A 17,829-nucleotide genomic window follows, 5' to 3' on the forward strand; every position below is an offset into this window, starting at 1 on the left:
CCGTTGCGAGCCCTATGAACCATCGAGAGCTCTCCGTGCTCATGGCCGGCTTGCTCGCGACGAGCCTAGTCACGGGTATCGTCGCCGCTGACCCGCCACGACCAGGTACGGAGGGGAACGGGCTCACGGAAAACGAGTCGGCAACGCTGTGGTCACGTGATGCGGACAGCTACATCACGCAAGAGGAGTACCGCCAGCGCTACGGCGAGGACCGCTCCGCTGTCCATCAAGTCGCGAACGGGACGGACATTACGTTCAAACGGCCGCCCACGACCGCGGCGACGTGGACGCGGAACGACTTTGAGGACCTCAACGCCGGCGGCCCAGATACGTCCGTGCATCCGCCGCACGCGGACCTCGAGGACGGCGTCTTCATCGAAGATGCTCACGCAACGATCTTCGCGGTCCAGCCCTCTACTCGTGGCCACCTCGAGTCCGGTGAAACCCCACTCTACATCGCGCCGAATGGGACGATGCGCGGGTTCGTTGATTACCGCGTTCGCGTACCCAACGGGAGCTCCTCCGGCAACACGACTATCTCGTGGTCGCTCACGGAGCACGAGATCGAAGCAGTCCGGGTGAAGACGGACGGCGAGACCATCGCCGAGCGTGACGGGGCCCATACGCCTGCCCTCGACTACCAGATCGAGGACGACTGGAGTGCAAATCTCACGCTGGAAGCGGAGATTAGCGTCCGGCTGAAGAAAACCGTCAGAACCGACCTGGGTGACCGAACGGACGTCGACGTTACCTATCGGACGGAATCACGCAACGTCTCCGATTCGATCGCCGTCGAGATTTACGACCTCTCGGCGTACCCCTACTACGCCGAGTATCCGAACGGCGATGCCGGCGTGGCCATCTTCCAGTCGCGGCCGTGGCAGGGGTACACGCTCACGGAGGACGGTGAGGCACGGGTCCGTGGCATCTGGCGGTTCTACACCGCTCGGAACACCAACTGGGACACGCTCGTTCGGTCGAATCGGACTGCTAGTGCGACCGTTCAGTCGGACGCGATTCCGGTGTACGTCCACGCCTACCCTTCGCGGATCGGGCCGCGTGCCGAGCCGGTTCGAGACGGGCCGGAACTCATCGAGACCTGGGGGACTGACCGCCCGTCGCCAGTCGGCACCATCGGTGAGAACATCGATATCGACATCGTCAACCAGTCGTACACGACGACGTACGGCGTCGCCGTTCGAGCCGAGAACGTCGATCGAGAGGCGCTGCACGTTGCGGGCATCGTCCGGGGCGTGAATGCGTCAATCGTCGAGCCGGATGCCGGCTCCGAGCGACAACTCCGCCGCAGTAATCTCACTGTCGAGGTCATCCAACAGAATCAGTCCCAAGCGACGCTCAGGGTCGAACTGCGGGACAATCAAACTGGTGCGCCGATCGGGCTCGACGATAGCCGTCAGTATCCAATCGGCGGCACCACCCGGAACGGGTACATCACGGTCGCGGATCAGCGCATCGAGACCAACGCCTCGGGGGTGGCGATCGTGACCATCGACGAACCGGGCATCTACACGGCTCGGTACCACCCTGGCTCGTGGCTCGGGCACGACCCGGCGTACGTGAGTGATACCGCGACGGCCCGCTGGCATCCACTCGGGACGATCGACGGCTGGTTTGCACTGGTGTTCGAGGTCGGCTGGCAGCTTCTGCCGTTCTTCGTGATGTTCTACGCTGGCAAGCGCCTCCTCCGGATGCTCGGCCCAGAAGATATCTTCGGACAAAACCCGTGACATCCTCATCCACCATGAACGGTAGAGTCCCCTACAAAGGAAGTCTCGCGGAGCGAGGAGGTTTCGGAACTGTACGCCGAGAGAGTCATCTGTCGGGGTCTCCGACTCGTCTCTCGGTGTCCCGTGGTGCTGTCACAGGCACTCCCGTCCCGTGGCGAGTCATCGCCCGCCGGTTTCAACGGCAGGCTCTCTCCCCACGGGTCGAGACGGTTAGCGATGTTAACCGCCGCGTTCAGATCTGCCTGATACGTCGTCACCCAACAGCTGTCGTTGGTACAACGAAACTCCGCCTGACCCGAGCGCGATCCGATGTGGGAGCACGCATGGCACGTCTGCGACGTGTATGCCGGATTGACGTACTCGACAGGGATGCCAGCATCGAGGGCTTTGTCCTCGATACGGTCCTGCAATCGGGCGAACGCCCATGTGTGAAGACGACGGTTCATCCACTTTCCGCAGTCCAGCGACTCACGGATATACGACAGATCTTCGAGGACAATTACTGGCTTCTCAAACTGCCCGGCGTACTCGACGGCCTCTCGGCTCGCCTTCTCGACAATATCCGTGAGTGCGTTCTGGTGGTAGTTGGAACGCTCGTCAATCCGCCAATCGGCGGCGTTTCGCTCTCGAAGACGACGGAGCGTCGTGAACATCTCTTTCCGAAGATATCGCGCGTGTCCACCGTCAATGAACAGTGGGTCTTGTGGAGCACCGCGCTCGACGGCACAGCCGACGAGCAACGCCGACTCACCCACATCGAAGCCGATCGGTGTAGGCTCTTCAGGCGGTTCTTGCTCCGGTACACTGTATTCGACGGTGACGTTCAATGTCCACGACGTTCGGGTTTGGCGCAATCGGAACTGGCCTACAGACACGTCACCATCGTAGAGGCGATCCCACAACTCCCGCTGATCGGGATTGATGCGAAGCGGTATCCAAAACGAGGTCCCGCGCCCAGCTTGTGGAACGCGCCAGCAGAACTCGTGGGTCCGATCGGGCGAGTGATCCAATTCCCAACCCCGGTTCGTGAACCGGACTGGGTGATCGTCAGTCAATTCCTTGGCGTTGTACGTATTGTAGAGTTGCGGGACGTAGGACTTGAGCGCGTCCTTAGCGTAGGACGTGAGGTTGTCGTCCGTGACGATGTTGTTGACTGCCGAGCGCGTCTCCGCACCACTATTGAACGCGTCCGAAAGGGCACGGCGATACGTGGCCACGGTTCGCTGAAGGCGTCGCTCTTTGTGTGTCGTTGGAGGTACGAGCGTTGCCTGAAGCGTTTTCGTGACCGTGGTACCCACACTAATGTTAACGAAGGGATGATAGTTAAGGATAATGAATTACTAAGTTCCAGAGTAGATGCCGAACCTGAATATCGAGGTCAGCGAGGAGGAGTACGAGCAACTGAGCGAAGTCAAAGACGCTCATGGGCTTACGTGGCGAGGATTGGTGTTACAAGGAGCAAGAGCGCTCGACAAAGAAGGGCCACTCGGATAGTAAATACACGGTCCCGTGTTCGTAGCCGCTCCGTCCCGCAGAGATCTGTTCCCTAAAACAATGACTCAAAAACACTCACAGCTCAGCAGACGGACCGCCCTCCAGACAATATCTACTGCCGCCCTAGCCAGCATAGCTGGGTGCATGAATTCAAATGGGAACTCCGAATCCCCCAGTGACGGAACTCCCTCTTCGAACGATCAGGGTCCACTTCAGCGCGTTGTAGTCGATGGGACAGCGATCAAAGTGGAACTCTCGGAAGAGACCGATGTTAGCCAAGTCAACCTCATCCAGCCGAATGGGGAACCGTTTGGTCAGCGTGACGTAGCAACAGGAGCACAGCAAGTTTCGTTCGAGATTGGAACCTCATACACTCCAGGAGAGTATCGTGTTCTCGCGCTAGAGGGCGAGGAGACTGTACAAGAGTCTGCTCTTTCCGTTCAACCGGATCTTAGCATTGTGGAGATGGGGATCGGGAAGAACCAGCCTGAAGAGATGTGGGATAGCTCGAGTGACAAAATCTCAAAAGAGGCCTTCGTTTCTGTCGAAAATCAAGGGAATGGTCCGGATGCAATCACGCAGCTCCTCTTTATCGGTGATGTTCCATATCCCTCGGATGATGAAGGGACGAACTACGATGAAAACGACGATGTCAGTGGCATATACGATCCAGAAGAAGATATAGAAGTTGACGAGGTAGTCATAGAACCGGGAGAGCAGCTTACACTGTACAGTTACCGTTCACCGTTCGCATTCGTTCGAGGTGAGGGAACTTCGTGTGAGAGTGAAGAACAAACCGGGAGCTTCGAAGTCATTCTAGAAACACGGGTAGGGACTAACCGCGTTTCCAATACTCCGCTTCAGAAGAGTTCGATAATTGTGAGATTACGATTAGTGAGGGCTAACTATGGTGGACCTGATTGATGTCGTCTTAGAGGGGTTCAAAGATGTCGTCGATTGGGTTATCTCACTCTTCATGGAGGGACTGAACACTGGTTATGAAACCCTCACTGAGGAGATGTTCGGGACTCCAACGCCTGAAACGGAAGGCGCGTTTGTCTTTGGTGCGCCAACAAACGGACCTTGGCCTGCAATCCGGGATGCGTTGGTCGGTGGTGAGATTATGCTTATCTCACTGCTTCTACTGGTGATGTGTGTTCAAGGGCGACACACAATTCGGATATTCAATATCGGAAGTGCGTACGAGGCAAGGCGGACGAAGAAGACTGCGTGGGTTGGTGTATTCCTCATCATCAGCTGGTACTGGGTCAGTATTCTTGGACTCTACATCGTCGATGGGTTCACGATAGCGTTGATGCCGAGTCTAGAGACCCTAGGTGATGCGATGCTGAATTTCCTGAAAGAGTCCCTAACCAATCCCGGGCTTGCGTTCGTGTTCGCAATGGTTGGCGGTCTCTCGATGTGGGCACTTGAGGCTCTCTACTACATTCGGGAGGTGTTACTTTACGTGTATGTCTACGGGATGCCGATAGCTTTCGCTCTCGCCTATGGTAACGTTCCAGTCCTTTCGGACATCGCGATGGGATTCTCTAAGCGGTTTGTTCCTTTGGCGGTTCTACCCCTTCCAGCAGCAGTCGTGTTCAAAGGATACGATCTGCTCTATTCGCAGGGAGCGCTCACGCCAAATAGTGCGTTTCTGAAGTACCTAGTTGCGTCCTCACTACCGCTTATCGCGGTCTATCTCACTTGGAAGACGTTCAAATACGCAACCCCGCTGACGGCGAAAGTTCTCGGCGGTGCCACCAAGGGAGCGGCCCTTATCGGTGGCGTAGCTGCCGGTGCGTATGCCGGGGGCGCGGGCGTCGCGACCACCGCCGCTCGGTGGGGACCGAAAGCCGCAGCCGGCCATGCCGTCGCACAGAAAGCTGCGGCCCGCGGTGGTCATGGCGAGGGTGGAGATAGTACGCCCTCGTACCGACGCACCGAGAACGACCCAGGTGGCACTACGTCGGAAACATCGGGTGAGGAACGCGGAATGGACTTTGATAGAGGTATCCACTAAACATGTCCATCGACAAAGACGCAGCCGCTCGGCGCATCATGGACCAGTTCGGTGAGGAGAGTCGCATCCCCTACCTCAACATCGAGGAAGGCGACGTCGGCGTCCTGATCGCCTTCCCGATCGTCGGCCTGTTCATCGCTGGCCTCACCGGCATCGAATCACTCGCCCTCCCGTTCGTCGCAGGTGGGTTCGGGTTCGGCGTCGCGATCGTCTACGTCTCGCCCGACCACCTCAACGCGTGGACGTGGACGAAAGACGTCTATCGCTACGTCAAGCGCCCCCAGATCACGTTCAGTGCCCCGGAGGACGCCGACAGTAGCACCAACGAGACAGAGCGGAACGAGGGCGGGCTCGCGAACTACACACCGTTCAAGCCCGACGAGCGGACGCAGGACCTCACGAATATCGAGCGGGCGTGGCCGGGGGCAGGCGCGATCCAGCGCGCCGACGGCACGATGGAGGCGTTCATCGAGATCGACCCTGGGAACATGGACTTCGCGATGTCCGACGATTGGGCGCAGCTCCAGGACGCCGGCGAGGAATTCGCCAACAAGGAACTGGACTCGAAACTCAAACTCCACGCGACGACCCGCTCGTTCCCGGTCGAACAGATCACGGAAAACATCGAAGACCGCCTGAACGACGAGGACGTCAAAGAAAATCCGATCTTCCGGGAACTCCTCGAGGAGTATCGAGAGACGCGGCCGAAGGAGATGCGCGACCGTGGAATCCAGCAGGTGCGGTACTACATCGGCGTCCAAGTCACCCCGCTGGAGGTCTATGACCGCTTCCGAGACGAGGGGACGCCGGCCGAGAAGCTGACGCAGTTCCCCGTCATCGGGTTCCTCTTCAACCCGTTCGTGACCCGCCGAGAGGACCTCACCGACGTCGAGCGCCGCGCACAGATGTTCGAAAAGCTGGATAGCCGGGTCAACGACGTGCGGTCGGAGTTCATCCAGCAGGCCTCAGGCTGGTCCGCTCGGCGGCTCAGCACGGTCGAGCTTTTCGTGTTGAATATGGACTTCTGGAACGGCCGCGAACACGAGTACGACGACGCAGAGAGCGTCGTTCGAGAACAACCGATCATCGGCCATTCGCGCCGGGAGGATGCCCACGATGCGTAACCTCGTCCTCCAGACGGGCAGCGGAGCCGTCGGCCAGCTCACAGAGTGGCTCACGAATCCGACCTCAGCTGAAGGGGCGGCCCTCTACATCCTGCTCGCGGTACTGGTCGGTATCGGCGGGAAACTCCTCTGGGACTGGTACACCGACGACGATGAGGAAGAGGTCGAGTTCTCGGATTTGCTCGACGAGGAGACCATCGAACAGGGCGCGGCCGAACGCCAACTTCTCGACGACATCGCCGAGTCACACAAGACGGTGACGGCGCCGGCGGCGATCGAGTGGGAAACGCGCGCGGCACGGGTCGGCGAGCAGTGGACGACGACGCTGTACATCGCTGACTACCCGGACTACCCCAACGACGGCTACCTCTCCGAGCTCTTCGAGATGACCGACGTGCAGTTCGACCTGACGGCCCACATTACGCCGAAGAACCAGGAACGGGCGCGGAACGAACTGCAGGATATCGCTGACGACCTTCAGGTGGACGCTGACCTCGAACAGAGCGTGCGGAGTGCCTACCTACAGGAACGCGCCAACGAGGCCGCAGCGACGTACAAGGCCGTCGAGAACGGCGCGAACGTCTTCGACCAGGGGATGTTCATCACAGTACGAGCCGACGAGAAGGAGAACCTCCGCGACGCCGTCCAGAAGGTCAAGAGCGCACTCCGCGACGATCCGGCGAACCTCACGCCGAAGACAGCGATCTGTCGGCAGGATCTCGCCCTCCAGTCCGCCGCGCCCATCGGCGACAACGAGTTCGGCCGGACGTCGATTGCGCTCGGCGGCGCCGTCGGCGCGCTGCTGTCCTCGCCGCACAACGCGACGATTCTCGAGGAGGGTGGCGTCGAGTTCGGGATTCACAAGGACAACCAGAGTCCCGTGGTCATCGACCCGTTCGCGCGGGACAACGGGTACGCGATGTTCACCGTCGGCGACACGGGTTCGGGGAAGTCGTTCAGTTCGAAGCAGAACTTCATCCGGTCGATCGAGCAGAGTAAGGACCGTATCGGCATCATCCTCGAGCCGCTGAATAACTGGGCCGGCGTCGCCGAAGCGCTCGATGCCAAACGCATCACTGTCGGCGGGACACTCGGGCTGAACCCCTTGGAGATTCGGGAGACGCCCGAGCACGTCCAGCGGGCGATGGGCGAGGACGCCAGCCCGTTCAACGAGAAGCTCGACGACGCGATGAGCTTCCTGACGAACTTCTTCGCCCTCCGCGGCATCTCGCTGGGCGACCGCCGGACGACACTCGAACTCGGGCTCAAGCGGGCGTACAAGCGAAACGGAATTACCGACGACATCTCGACGCACGGCAACCCGAGCCCGACGATTCAGGATATGATGGACGTCTTCGAGGACATGGTTGACGACCCCGAGGAGTTCGTCGTCCGGTCCGACGAGGAGGCGGGGAAGATCAAGGAAGACGCGACGTGGCTACTCGACCAGCTCCGCCCCTTCGAGGACGACGGTCGGCACGCCAACCTCGGCCAAGAGTCCGACTTCGACATTCGGGACGAGAAGGTTATCTACCTCGATCTCGCCCAGCAGGAGGGCAGCGTCGACAGCAGCACGGCGCTGACGATGCAGTTGCTCATCTCGCTCGTCTACGAGCGGGCAAAAGTCTCGGAGAAGGAGGTCGTGTTCTACATCGACGAGGCGCGGTACATCATGCAGGACGCCGCGAGCCTGGCGTTTCTTGAAACGGTGTTCCGTCACCACCGCCACCACGACCTCTCGATCCGGCTGGTCACGCAGACGGTCGACGAGTTCTTCGAGCACGCCGAATCCGAGGCGATCCTGGATCAGTGTGCAGTCAAGCAGTTCCACCGCCTCGACGGGATGGACGAGGAGTGGGCCGACGAGTTCGGGCTGAACTACGCGCAGATGCGGTTCGTCCAGGACGCCGTGCCGGGCAACGAGGACGCCGGCTTCTCCGAGGCCCTCGTGGGCGTCGACGGCGAGTGGCGCGGTATCCAGGTCAAAGCGATGCCCAAGGAGAAGCAGGTCATCGACTTCGACCCGACCTCACAGATCCGGTCCTCGCTGCCCGGCGCCGGCGACGACGCCGTCGAGACCGAGATGCAGGAGTTCCAGGAAGAGCTCGAACACCGAGCAACGAACGGAACGAACGAAACGAGCGAACTGAACGAGGAATCAGACGCCGTCGAAGCTGAGCCAGACGGCGGGTCAACGGAGGACACCAACGATGGCTGAGTACCTGCGCGTCACGCCGACATCCGAGCGGCTTGACCCGGAGAGCATCCCCCGAGTCCTCGACAGCCTCCACAAACTGACCACGCCCGGCTCGTCGGGCCTCGGGGCGAAGCTGAACCCACTCCACAGTGAGACACCACCCCGATTCGAGTTCCTCGCGATCAGTGATGGCCCGGACGACCCGGTAGAGTTCTTCTACGGGGCCGATGCGCACCTCGATACGCTTGAGAAGCGTCTCCGCTCCATCTATCCAAGCACGTTCGACATCGAGCGCGTCGACGTCGACGTCGCCTCTCGGCTCATTCAGCCAGTCGAGTTCACACCGCAGGAATTCGTCGACCACTACGAGGCCGGGCGGCTGCAGTACGAGTTTGGCCCGGCAGAACAGTACGACATCGTCGACGAGGAATCAGCGGACTCCGAGCCAGCCGAAGCGGACCCCGTTGTCGACGGCGGTACAGCAGCCACGAGCGTCCCCGATCATCACGTGACTGTTGGGGACACAGCCCTGGAACTAGCGCCGCCCGATGCACTTCCAGACGACGAGGAAGAGCGACGGGCCATCGAGAAGCCGACGATGACACCGACGGGAACGATTCTGGCTCGCCCGGCACAAGACGCTATCTCGCCGCTCGGTGTCCGGTGGTGTGGCGCCGCGTCGCGGAAGCAGGACTGGATGACCTCGCTGACGCCGTTCACGGCAGAGGAAACGAACGGAGATCTCTCGTCCGTCGACGAGCCCGGCGCGGCGCTGGCGTCGCTGATCGACCACTTGATGGAGGCGACAGCGCCGACCGCGTTCCAAGTCGTCTTCCAACGGCGTGCTAGCTGGCAGTCCGACTCGGAGGTACGGAAAGAGGACCTCGTCGACGGCCGGGATACGTTCTTCCAGGAAGTCGTCGGGTCGTTGCTCGAGGTCGAGGAGCAACGGAGCGACCAGGACGACCGGCAGCTCAGCGAGGCCGTCGAGAAGCGCATCGAGTACATCGACGCGAAGAACGCCAAACGGTCGTTCACGGTCAACATCCGGGCCGTCGGCGTCCCCACCGACGACACCCGCGACGACCTCGATGCCCGGATGGACTCGCTCCTCCCCGTGTTCGACCCACTTGATGGACCGTTCTACGAGGTCGAGGGGCAACGCCTCCGAGACAGCGGCTTCCGTGAGAAAACGAAGGAGAAGAAGCCACGGGCCGCTCTCCAGCGCCTCCTCAATCGCGAGTTGACGACGGGCCGGGGGAAGACACGCCCCGAGCTGGTCCTCAGCGGGACGGAGCTCGCGAACTTCGTCCTCGTCCCCTCCTCCGAACAGTTGACCGTCGAAGGGACGCGGGGAACGAGGGCCGAACAGCAGAGTCGGAATCCGCTCCCGTGGCCGAACCCGGATCTGATCCAGCAGTTCCAGGACGGGATGGCCATCGGCTACGCGCTCGACGAAAACGGTGAGCCACGGCCGGACCCCATCCGGATCCCGCCGGACCTGTTGCCGACGCATTACGGGCGGTTCGCGTCGACTGGTGGCGGGAAGTCGAAGGCCATCATCAACGATGCGCTCTCGCTCCGTGAGACGACTGGTGGCCCCGTCGTCCTTGTCGACCCGAAAGGGGACGGAATGTGTGAGAACTACCTGCGCTGTCACTACGAGCGGTTCGGTGGCCTCGACGACGTCTACCACTTCCGCGTCCCGGAGACAATCCCCGCGTTCTCCTTCTTCGACATCCGGCCCGCGCTCGAGGCTGGTCGCAACCGTGAGGACGCGATTCAGGACAAGGTCGACCATTTCCACGACATCCTCCGGATGATTATGGGCCGCGAGCAGTACGGGCAGGCGTTCGTCGCGAACGAGATCCTCAGCTACCTGATCAAGGCGCTGTTCGACGAGGAGTATGGGAGCGACGTGTTCGGGCTGGACGACCTCTTCGCCGCCGCGCTCCGGATGCAGCGCGACCAGACGATTCCCCCGGTCTCGGCGGACAACCAGAACATCGAGGAATCGCTGACGCGCCACTTCGCGAAGGACAACCACCAGTTCCAGGTGTCGATGGACGCGGTCGGGAACCGTCTCGACAAGCTCAAAGAGGACGCGCATCTCCGGCGGATCTTCAGCCACGTCCCCGAACAGAACGACGCCGGCGAATACGTCGACAACCGCTTCGACTTCCGCGAGTTCCTCGATGAAGACGCCACCATCATCTTCGACCTGGGCGACCTCCGGCCGGAGGCACAGCGAGCGATCACACTCCTGCTGTTGAGCAACCTCTGGGACGCCGTGCAGGTTCGCCGTCGCGACGGTCAGACCGACTACGAGAAGCTCACGAACCTCATCATCGAGGAGGCGGCGCCGGTGGCGTCGACGAAGCTCGTCTCCGAGCAGCTACTGCCGCAGGGCCGGTCGTTCGGCCTAAGTATGGGGCTCGTGATGCAGTTCCCCGAACAGGTGCGGAACCGGAACGAGCGGGCCTACGACGAGGTGCTGAACAACATCAAGACGAAGCTCATCGGCAACATCTCGATCGAGCGCGATCTTGCGGAATCGCTTGCCCACGAGGACCTCAGCCCGACCGAACTCCGCAACCGGATCAACACGCTTCCGAGCGGCGAGTGGATTGCGCAGCTCCCGAGCCCATCCTTCGGGGAGACTGGTCCACCGCCGTTTTCGCTGAAGCCGCTCCCGATTGCGCCGGGGCATCCAGAAAGCGACCAGCCGCTCACAGAGCCCCAGGAAGACCATTTCGAGTCCGTGTCCCGACCACGGATGGTCGAGCGGACACAGGCCCAGCACGGGCTAACAGAGCCGACTGAGTCGCGCACTGCTCCGGAAGAGACTGGCTGGGGGAGTACGGGGACCGAGACGACGGGCTCGGGTGCCGACGGCGATGCAGCGACCGACCCGACGCAATCCGCGTTCATCAGCGAATCGACGACCGAGGACACATCGACGTCGACCACCCAGTCCGAGACGGACAGCGACCCAGATGCGGACGAGTCAGAGATGAGCCCCCTGTTCGGGCAGGCCACCGAGACGGACGAGGAACCAGCTGGTGACCAAGCAACGCAGCCGGGGAACGGGGCAACGCCCGTCCAGGAAAGCAGCGTGCCCGTCCCCGATGACGAACTCCGACAACGCGAACTCAGCCGTGACGACGTTCGGTTCCTGAATCGGGTCCTCGACGTGATGAACAGAGAGGACGACGAGTACACGCTACTGGACAGGATGAGCCAGCTCCGGGACGAATACGACGACCTCCATGTGGAGCGGCTCACGGAGCAGGACCTCCTGGAAGCGGACTCCGCGGCGGGGCGCAAGTACTACACCGTCCTCCCGGACGGTCGAGACCTCCTCGGGAAAGAATTGAAGGCGGGGCCAGGAGCGGGGGATCTCGGCGAGAAAACGCCACACAAGGTTGGCGTCCGGCTCCTCGAGCTGTGGCTCCAGCAGCGTGACGACGTCGGTCGCGTGGAGCCGTACTACGAAACCGAAGACGGCACGGTACTGGACGTGGCCGGCTTCGACGAGGACGGCGAGCTTGTCTGGGCCGGCGAAGCAGAGCTCGCGAGTAACAACCGGCACGCCCCGGTCGAGGATTACGACAAACTCAGCGCGGTGGACGCCGACGCAATCTGGGCCTTCAACAATCGCGAGACGGCGCTCGACGTCCTGGATAGCCTTGCCGACGCCGATCGGATCGGCGAGCGGGTCAGCGGGCGGGCGGCACGGTCGTTCGCGACCATCAGAGACGCCGTCGACGAGTTCGATGCTGGGGGCCTGACCACCGTTCGAGGCTTCAAAAATCTCGACCAAGAACTCAACCAATGACCTGGCGACAGGCGACCCGCGAGGAGATTTACGCCTACTACGCCGAGGAGTTCCCCCGCTATCTGGACGACCTGCCGGAATTCATCACGGCGACCGGTCCGAAACAGTACGCCATCGCCTTCCGCGAGTCCCACCCGGTTCGCAAAGACGAGGTGCCGGCCAGGGACTTCATCCGGCGGGATACGTGGCAGACAGATCCGTCGGGGGACCGAACGACATCCGAGTTCAACGACTTCGAGGACGTCGTCGACTTCATTCGACACCCCGCTCGCAACGACCCGCTGGGGCGGAGCAAGTTCGCGCTTGCTGATCCGGAGGTGCTGGAACAACCGGACCCACGTCCCGACGCCGTCTACTACGCGCTGGATCACTGGGAACGACCCTGGGTCCTCCTCGTCGACATCGACGCGAAAGAGATCGCCCGGGCCCGAGCGGACGAGATGGTCTCAGCGGATGTCGACGATCGGGACGACGATGCGCTCCTCGACGCTGCGGGCATCCTCGACGCCGCTCCCGAGGGGTATCCGTACGCCTTCGAAGATGTCGACCGCGCCATCGAGTACGGGTTCGAGCTGAGGGATATCTTCGAGGACGATTTCGACGCCGAGGAAACGATGGTCGTCTACAGCGGGCAGGGTGTCCACGTCTACCTACTGGATACCGATCCGGCGCACCGATACGACGAGCAGAGTCGCGAGGTGTTGAACGACCTTCTCCTCGAGACGTACGACATCCCGATCGACCCCATCGTGACCGCTGACCGCCGGCGGGTCGCCCGCTTGCCCTACTCGCTGCACGCCGACGTCTGTAGCATCGTTCAACCAATCGAGAGCCCAGCGTTCGACGTTCGGTCGGCGACACCCGAGGTGATCGACGAATGAGTCCGAGTACGCCCACCGACGACGAGGACATGGCGTATCGAGTTGCGTCACTCCCGCTGGAGTACGGTGAGACCCGCATCAACCAGCTGTTTACGCGTGGCTACAATCGATACGTCGTCGACGGCGAGGACCAACCCGAGGACCTCGTGAACGACGTCGAGCGGTTCGGGACGGCGGCGTTCAAAGAGCAGGTTCGTGCCGATGCCGCCGAGGAGCCGTTCGTCGACGAGCCGGGGACGCTTGCCGTGCTCGCGACATTGAGTGCGACCTGTGTGAAAGAGCACCCGAAGTTTGAGCACGCGTCGCCCCGGAACATTCAGGTGCTCTACGATATCCGGGAGCTGTACGTCAATAATCTCGCCTCCCTCATCCGCGCCCACGGCGATGGGTCGCTCCAGCAGGACATCGCCGACGTACTGTACAGCAAGGAGCCAGGTGAGGATGGCCCGCATCCGGGTCGGGTCTGTACAGGCATCACGGAGATGCCGGAGTTCGGGGATGGCCTCTATCTCGAAATCCCGATGGCTGCGGCGTCACGCAAATGCCTTGTTCGGGAGGACGAGGCGTCGACGAGGAGTGACGATGGCGGGGAGATACTGACGCGAGTGAAAGACAACAAGCTGTACGTCCCGGTCGGTGATTTCGACAGCAAGTATCGGAACTACGCAGAGCGGGCGTTCAAGAAGCTCCTGCGGGTGCAAGAAGACGGGCTTTCCGACGACCAGCTGACGTGGCTGACCACGAACGAGTCTGCGATTACGGAGCGGATCGATCGCTTCCTTGAGACCGGCCATCACGAGCGAATCTGGCGGAACTGGGACCGTGGGGAACGGACGATTCGCGTCCTCCGGCGGGCCCTGAGTGACGCGCCCGACGACGTGGCGCAAAAGGGTGAGTTCCACACGGCGAAAGAGCTCTATCGAGCTGTTACGGCGTACGATGCCGAGGACGACTGGGAATCCTCTGTAACGGACTGGATCTCGAGTCCGAGCAGTCTCGCGAAGACGCTGGCTGACCACGAGTCTCACTCGGCAGTCACGATCGACCGCGACGGACGCGTCAATACGTACCGAATCGGGCGAGCTGGAACCGGCGCCGAACAGATCGAGGTGCGAGAGATCGAAGACCTCTTCGAACTCCCCTGTATGGCGAATATGGAGGAACGGCTCCACGAGAAGAAGCCGGTGCGGAAGGACCTCTACAACTTCGCGCGGATGGTGATGTGGCTGCCGCAGTACCAAGACAGCAGCCTCGACGAAATCGTCACGGATCTCAAGGACGTCTTCTCTCGGTGGCCGTGGTACGACGAGCAGGAAACCGAGTACCAGGTCCGTTACGAGTTCTCGAACACGATCGACGGCGACACCCCGTTGCCGATGAACTGCGATAACGACGATCTACAGCGCTACTGTATCGGCCAGGACCAATGTCCCTACTCTATCTGGGGCAGCCTCCCGTTCCCGGATGAGATGTACGAGCAGGTCGAGGAGGAATCCGCCGGTCCTGCTGAGCAATTCTGAAGCATAGACTCCCCCGAATCTGTGGAAGTATTAGATAGTGATTGGTTTGGCGACCCTGCTGATAAGAGAGCGGATCGACCATCGCGTTGAATCGCTAAGTACAGGTGAAGGCGTTACCTGATCAACCACCCATATATTTTATATCCGTTATATCTGGATATTCACTGGCTGTTGGTAGCTGCAACTGGTGTTCTCAATCAAGATATTGACTAATGAATTGCTCCGTCCCCTGCTGAAGATGTTCTGAAATCGTTTCTTCATTCATATCCAGTTCATCGACTAATTCTTGGATCGTGACTTCCCGCGAAGTGTCGTAATAGCCAAGTTCATATGCAGCCACGGTCGTTTTGAGTGCCGCTAACCGTGTCCGTGCCTCGCTCGCACTCAATGAGGCGGTATAGATCGGCGACCCCGGTTGTATGAAACGACCCCCCTCAGTTAGTGGACCTGTATCCACAGGAGTGAATCCAATATCTTCGATAAGATTCGAAACTACACTTTTCGCCTCATCATCATCCCCAGCGATAAATATCGCAAGACGATCATCTGGATCGGCATCTGACCGTTGACCGTCCCGGAGGGTCTTCCAATATGTAGCATTGAATGCCTTAACGACTCTAGAATCTTCGAGATGATCTGCAATGAGGTCCGTATGTGTCTCTCCGATGTCGATAAATCCATCCCGCATCGGGTAGTAATTTGATGCACTGATAACGATCTTATCACTGAGGGTGTCCGCAGGGAGGGATTCGTATGCATTGAACGGAATTGCCTCCATGACGACCTCGCCGAAATCGGCTGCTTCAGAGACGGTCCCCGCATGAGCGTTGTTTCCGAGCTCGTCAACGAGGTCCGTGAGTGTTTCTGGTCCCCGAGAATTACTGATCATAACCTCATGGCCTGCATCAGCAAAATGTTGGGCAGCTGTACTTCCGATATCTCCTGCGCCAATCATTCCGATTTTCATCGATAGTCCCCCCTATGAGTGGGTACGTGAAAAGCTACCAAGTTAGTAGTCTGGTTGCTACTACCGAGAGTGGAAGTGAGGGGGATCAACTTATCAATCCATACTCGTCTCAATTGAAACCTGAAATACGTGGATCGCTCCTCTTATAGTATCCTCAACTGAGGATACTTCGCTCCGGAACGTCTATTACTACGAATTTCGTAGTGGTGCTATGAGCGAGAGCAAAGCAAGTCAAGAGTCAAAACGGGGTGAAGGGGTTGATGAGAGTACGCTCTTCTCACTTCTGGGGAAGGCACATACCTTAGAAATCCTCAACGAGATTGTCACCACAGACAAGCAGTCGATCCGTTTCGGCGAACTCCAAGATTCGCTCGAACTTTCGCCGAATACACTCTCTCGACGACTCGATGAACTTGTCGAAGTTGGGTTTCTTGAACGTACTCAGTACGACGAAATTCCGCCACGAGTAGAATACGAAGAAACAGAGATGGTGAACGATCTCACGCCTGTTTTTCGAGGATTAGAGACATGGATGGAACGGCACGGATCAGATCAACTTGAGTGTTCCTGAGATTCAGTAGTTTATAGAGCCGTGAGCTGAAGCCTGTTCGGAACTCTACGTAATTAAGTGAGACGGCTCTGTTGAAATCCTATTAGAAGTTGTGAACGCAATTGCACAGACCCACTCAATGGACTGTTCCAAAACCATAACCTCGGCATGACCCTCCAGTTCGACACGGACACCTCGACGGTTCTATCATCTCAGACGCGAATGGAAACCCGCACATCGAAATAGAATCACATCGATAAGCTCGCACACCTAATTAACGGTCAATTCTTCATCGAAGGCGTGAAACAAACATCGGCAGCTTTCTGCATTTACCCCCTATATTCAGCAAACCGGTTGTGTGAGTTGGGAGGGTTTCAGCAGAGCCACTCCCCTCAGAATGTCGAAAATTATACTGCGGACTAGAATCAGGTTCTTCTGAACACCCGTCGAGCAATTTTCAGCGGCTAACACGGCCGGAATAGAAGGGAATAGGGAGTATTTCACGATTCGAGGTGGCGAGCCGAAGAACCTCGAGAGATATACAACAGGTAAAGTAGCGGTTCCCGGGTATCCAGATACGTCCGAAATCACCTTCGTTACCCCGCCGTCGAGCAATTTTTGAGGTTGAAGTATTATCCCGGGACTCGTCGAGGTACTTTCTATGCCCTCAAATCGGCCCGACGAGGTTCTTCTGTAATTTGAGTCCGTTATTCCGCCTTGCATATCGCGGTTTTCGTCCAAAGAAAGAGGCGATATGCAGTGTGCGAAGGCCGCCGGCTCTCTCAGGCCGAGGGGCCGTCACAGGGGTAGCGGAACTACGGAAGTGTCAGAATTAACGCATAGGTTGACGGGGGGCGTTTCGGTGGTGTCTGTCGTCCCCGCGAGGGGTGGCGGGGCGCATCACGTGCCCCCGATAGACGATGGCTTCGGAACAACGCAGGAAGACACGAGCAGCGGATCACGCAGGAACTACCCCCGACGATGAGGCGCCGTGGGCGGACCTCGAGATGGCGGTTCCGACCGAACGGGATCACGCGTCGGTCGTCGCCCTTGTGGAGTGTGCCCTCGTCGAACTCACGCACGAGGCCGTGGGCGCCGTCTTCATCTCCCGGCAGGTCGGGCGGTCGACGCGGACGCAGTACGTCGCCGCCGACGAAGTCGGCGAGCAGTTCCAGAAACGGCACTTCGACGACCGACTGGGCTGGCACGAGACCACCGTCCCTCGACGAACCGTTCGCGACGAGCTCATCACTCAGCTCACGCAGTTGCCCTCGACGTCGGCGGAGCGATCAGGTGAAGGAGCAACCAGCGAGCCAGACACCTTCGTCGTGAAGCCAGTTCGAGAGCTCCGAACGCCGTAGCGGTTAGGCTTAACCAACATCTTCGGCCGATATCGACACGATGTTGGTTAACGCAGGGGTTAGATCCACTCCCTTGCCCCCACCCACCGCCCGACTCCTCGAGTGAGTGTATCCTGGCGACCGGTG

The 17,829-nt window shown here is 59.8% G+C and carries 12 protein-coding genes; 10 read left to right on the forward strand and 2 right to left on the reverse strand.

Translation table 11 applies throughout. From position 1 onward, the window contains the following. Positions 1-14 precede the first annotated feature (14 nt). Positions 15-1,748 carry a hypothetical protein gene (locus tag HHUB_RS14765; RefSeq protein ID WP_179204632.1) on the forward strand — a complete coding sequence of 578 codons (1,734 nt, stop codon included), beginning with the start codon at positions 15-17 and terminating at the stop codon, positions 1,746-1,748. Between the two features lie 5 nt (positions 1,749-1,753). On the opposite strand, the gene HHUB_RS14770 is transcribed toward HHUB_RS14765, so the two are convergent. After that, the gene (locus HHUB_RS14770; protein ID WP_059058855.1) at positions 1,754-3,046 is read right to left on the reverse strand and encodes an RNA-guided endonuclease TnpB family protein; all 1,293 of its coding nucleotides are present in this window, start codon (positions 3,044-3,046) and stop codon (positions 1,754-1,756) included. A 256-nt stretch (positions 3,047-3,302) separates the two neighbouring features. On the opposite strand from HHUB_RS14770, the gene HHUB_RS16265 reads away from it, so the two are divergent. From HHUB_RS16265 to HHUB_RS14800, 7 genes are read left to right on the forward strand one after another with little or no spacing between them, the layout of a single operon-like run. Beyond that, complete coding sequence (locus HHUB_RS16265; protein WP_256947127.1) at positions 3,303-4,166, forward strand: hypothetical protein; 864 nt, start codon at positions 3,303-3,305, stop codon at positions 4,164-4,166. Further along, complete coding sequence (locus tag HHUB_RS14775; protein ID WP_058365041.1) at positions 4,150-5,265, forward strand: hypothetical protein; 1,116 nt, start codon at positions 4,150-4,152, stop codon at positions 5,263-5,265. The genes HHUB_RS16265 and HHUB_RS14775 overlap by 17 nt, the downstream gene beginning before the upstream one ends. A 2-nt stretch (positions 5,266-5,267) precedes the next feature. Further along, the gene (locus HHUB_RS14780) at positions 5,268-6,389 is read left to right on the forward strand and encodes a hypothetical protein (RefSeq protein ID WP_059058857.1); all 1,122 of its coding nucleotides are present in this window, start codon (positions 5,268-5,270) and stop codon (positions 6,387-6,389) included. Continuing rightward, positions 6,373-8,607, forward strand: coding sequence for a VirB4 family type IV secretion system protein (locus HHUB_RS14785; protein ID WP_179204631.1), 2,235 nt, complete (start codon positions 6,373-6,375; stop codon positions 8,605-8,607). The genes HHUB_RS14780 and HHUB_RS14785 overlap by 17 nt, the downstream gene beginning before the upstream one ends. Beyond that, positions 8,600-12,424 (forward strand): ATP-binding protein, encoded by a 3,825-nt coding sequence (locus HHUB_RS14790; RefSeq protein WP_059058860.1) that lies wholly within the window; start codon positions 8,600-8,602, stop codon positions 12,422-12,424. The genes HHUB_RS14785 and HHUB_RS14790 overlap by 8 nt, the downstream gene beginning before the upstream one ends. Continuing rightward, positions 12,421-13,305 (forward strand): bifunctional DNA primase/polymerase, encoded by an 885-nt coding sequence (locus tag HHUB_RS14795; RefSeq protein ID WP_059058862.1) that lies wholly within the window; start codon positions 12,421-12,423, stop codon positions 13,303-13,305. The genes HHUB_RS14790 and HHUB_RS14795 overlap by 4 nt, the downstream gene beginning before the upstream one ends. Further along, the gene (locus tag HHUB_RS14800) at positions 13,302-14,825 is read left to right on the forward strand and encodes a primase-associated protein (protein WP_059058864.1); all 1,524 of its coding nucleotides are present in this window, start codon (positions 13,302-13,304) and stop codon (positions 14,823-14,825) included. Before HHUB_RS14795 ends, HHUB_RS14800 begins: the two co-directional genes overlap by 4 nt. A gap of 193 nt (positions 14,826-15,018) precedes the next feature. On the opposite strand, the gene HHUB_RS16270 is transcribed toward HHUB_RS14800, so the two are convergent. Further along, the gene (locus tag HHUB_RS16270; RefSeq protein ID WP_082687295.1) at positions 15,019-15,792 is read right to left on the reverse strand and encodes an NAD(P)-binding domain-containing protein; all 774 of its coding nucleotides are present in this window, start codon (positions 15,790-15,792) and stop codon (positions 15,019-15,021) included. A gap of 211 nt (positions 15,793-16,003) precedes the next feature. Here HHUB_RS16270 and HHUB_RS16275 point away from each other — a divergent pair, with 211 nt between their 5' ends. Together HHUB_RS16275 and HHUB_RS14810 are read left to right on the forward strand one after the other, a co-directional pair. After that, a complete protein-coding gene (locus tag HHUB_RS16275) occupies positions 16,004-16,363 on the forward strand; it encodes a winged helix-turn-helix transcriptional regulator (protein ID WP_082687296.1) in 360 nt (119 codons plus the stop codon). A gap of 899 nt (positions 16,364-17,262) precedes the next feature. Next, entirely contained in the window at positions 17,263-17,703 is a 441-nt protein-coding gene (locus tag HHUB_RS14810; protein ID WP_059058867.1) for a hypothetical protein, read from the forward strand. Positions 17,704-17,829 lie beyond the last annotated feature (126 nt).

Source organism: Halobacterium hubeiense (assembly GCF_001488575.1).
GTDB lineage: Archaea > Halobacteriota > Halobacteria > Halobacteriales > Halobacteriaceae > Halobacterium > Halobacterium hubeiense.

Excerpts from the sequence above, each read along its gene's own strand:
- HHUB_RS14780 (WP_059058857.1), top strand. The coding sequence starts at position 5,268 with ATGTCCATCGACAAAGACGCAGCCGCTCGGCGCATCATGGACCAGTTC.
- HHUB_RS14810 (WP_059058867.1), top strand. The coding sequence starts at position 17,263 with ATGGCTTCGGAACAACGCAGGAAGACACGAGCAGCGGATCACGCAGGA.
- HHUB_RS16270 (WP_082687295.1), bottom strand. The coding sequence starts at position 15,792 with ATGAAAATCGGAATGATTGGCGCAGGAGATATCGGAAGTACAGCTGCC.
- HHUB_RS14785 (WP_179204631.1), top strand. The coding sequence starts at position 6,373 with ATGCCCACGATGCGTAACCTCGTCCTCCAGACGGGCAGCGGAGCCGTC.
- HHUB_RS14775 (WP_058365041.1), top strand. The coding sequence starts at position 4,150 with ATGGTGGACCTGATTGATGTCGTCTTAGAGGGGTTCAAAGATGTCGTC.
- HHUB_RS14765 (WP_179204632.1), top strand. The coding sequence starts at position 15 with ATGAACCATCGAGAGCTCTCCGTGCTCATGGCCGGCTTGCTCGCGACG.
- HHUB_RS14800 (WP_059058864.1), top strand. The coding sequence starts at position 13,302 with ATGAGTCCGAGTACGCCCACCGACGACGAGGACATGGCGTATCGAGTT.
- HHUB_RS14790 (WP_059058860.1), top strand. The coding sequence starts at position 8,600 with ATGGCTGAGTACCTGCGCGTCACGCCGACATCCGAGCGGCTTGACCCG.
- HHUB_RS16265 (WP_256947127.1), top strand. The coding sequence starts at position 3,303 with ATGACTCAAAAACACTCACAGCTCAGCAGACGGACCGCCCTCCAGACA.
- HHUB_RS14795 (WP_059058862.1), top strand. The coding sequence starts at position 12,421 with ATGACCTGGCGACAGGCGACCCGCGAGGAGATTTACGCCTACTACGCC.
- HHUB_RS16275 (WP_082687296.1), top strand. The coding sequence starts at position 16,004 with ATGAGCGAGAGCAAAGCAAGTCAAGAGTCAAAACGGGGTGAAGGGGTT.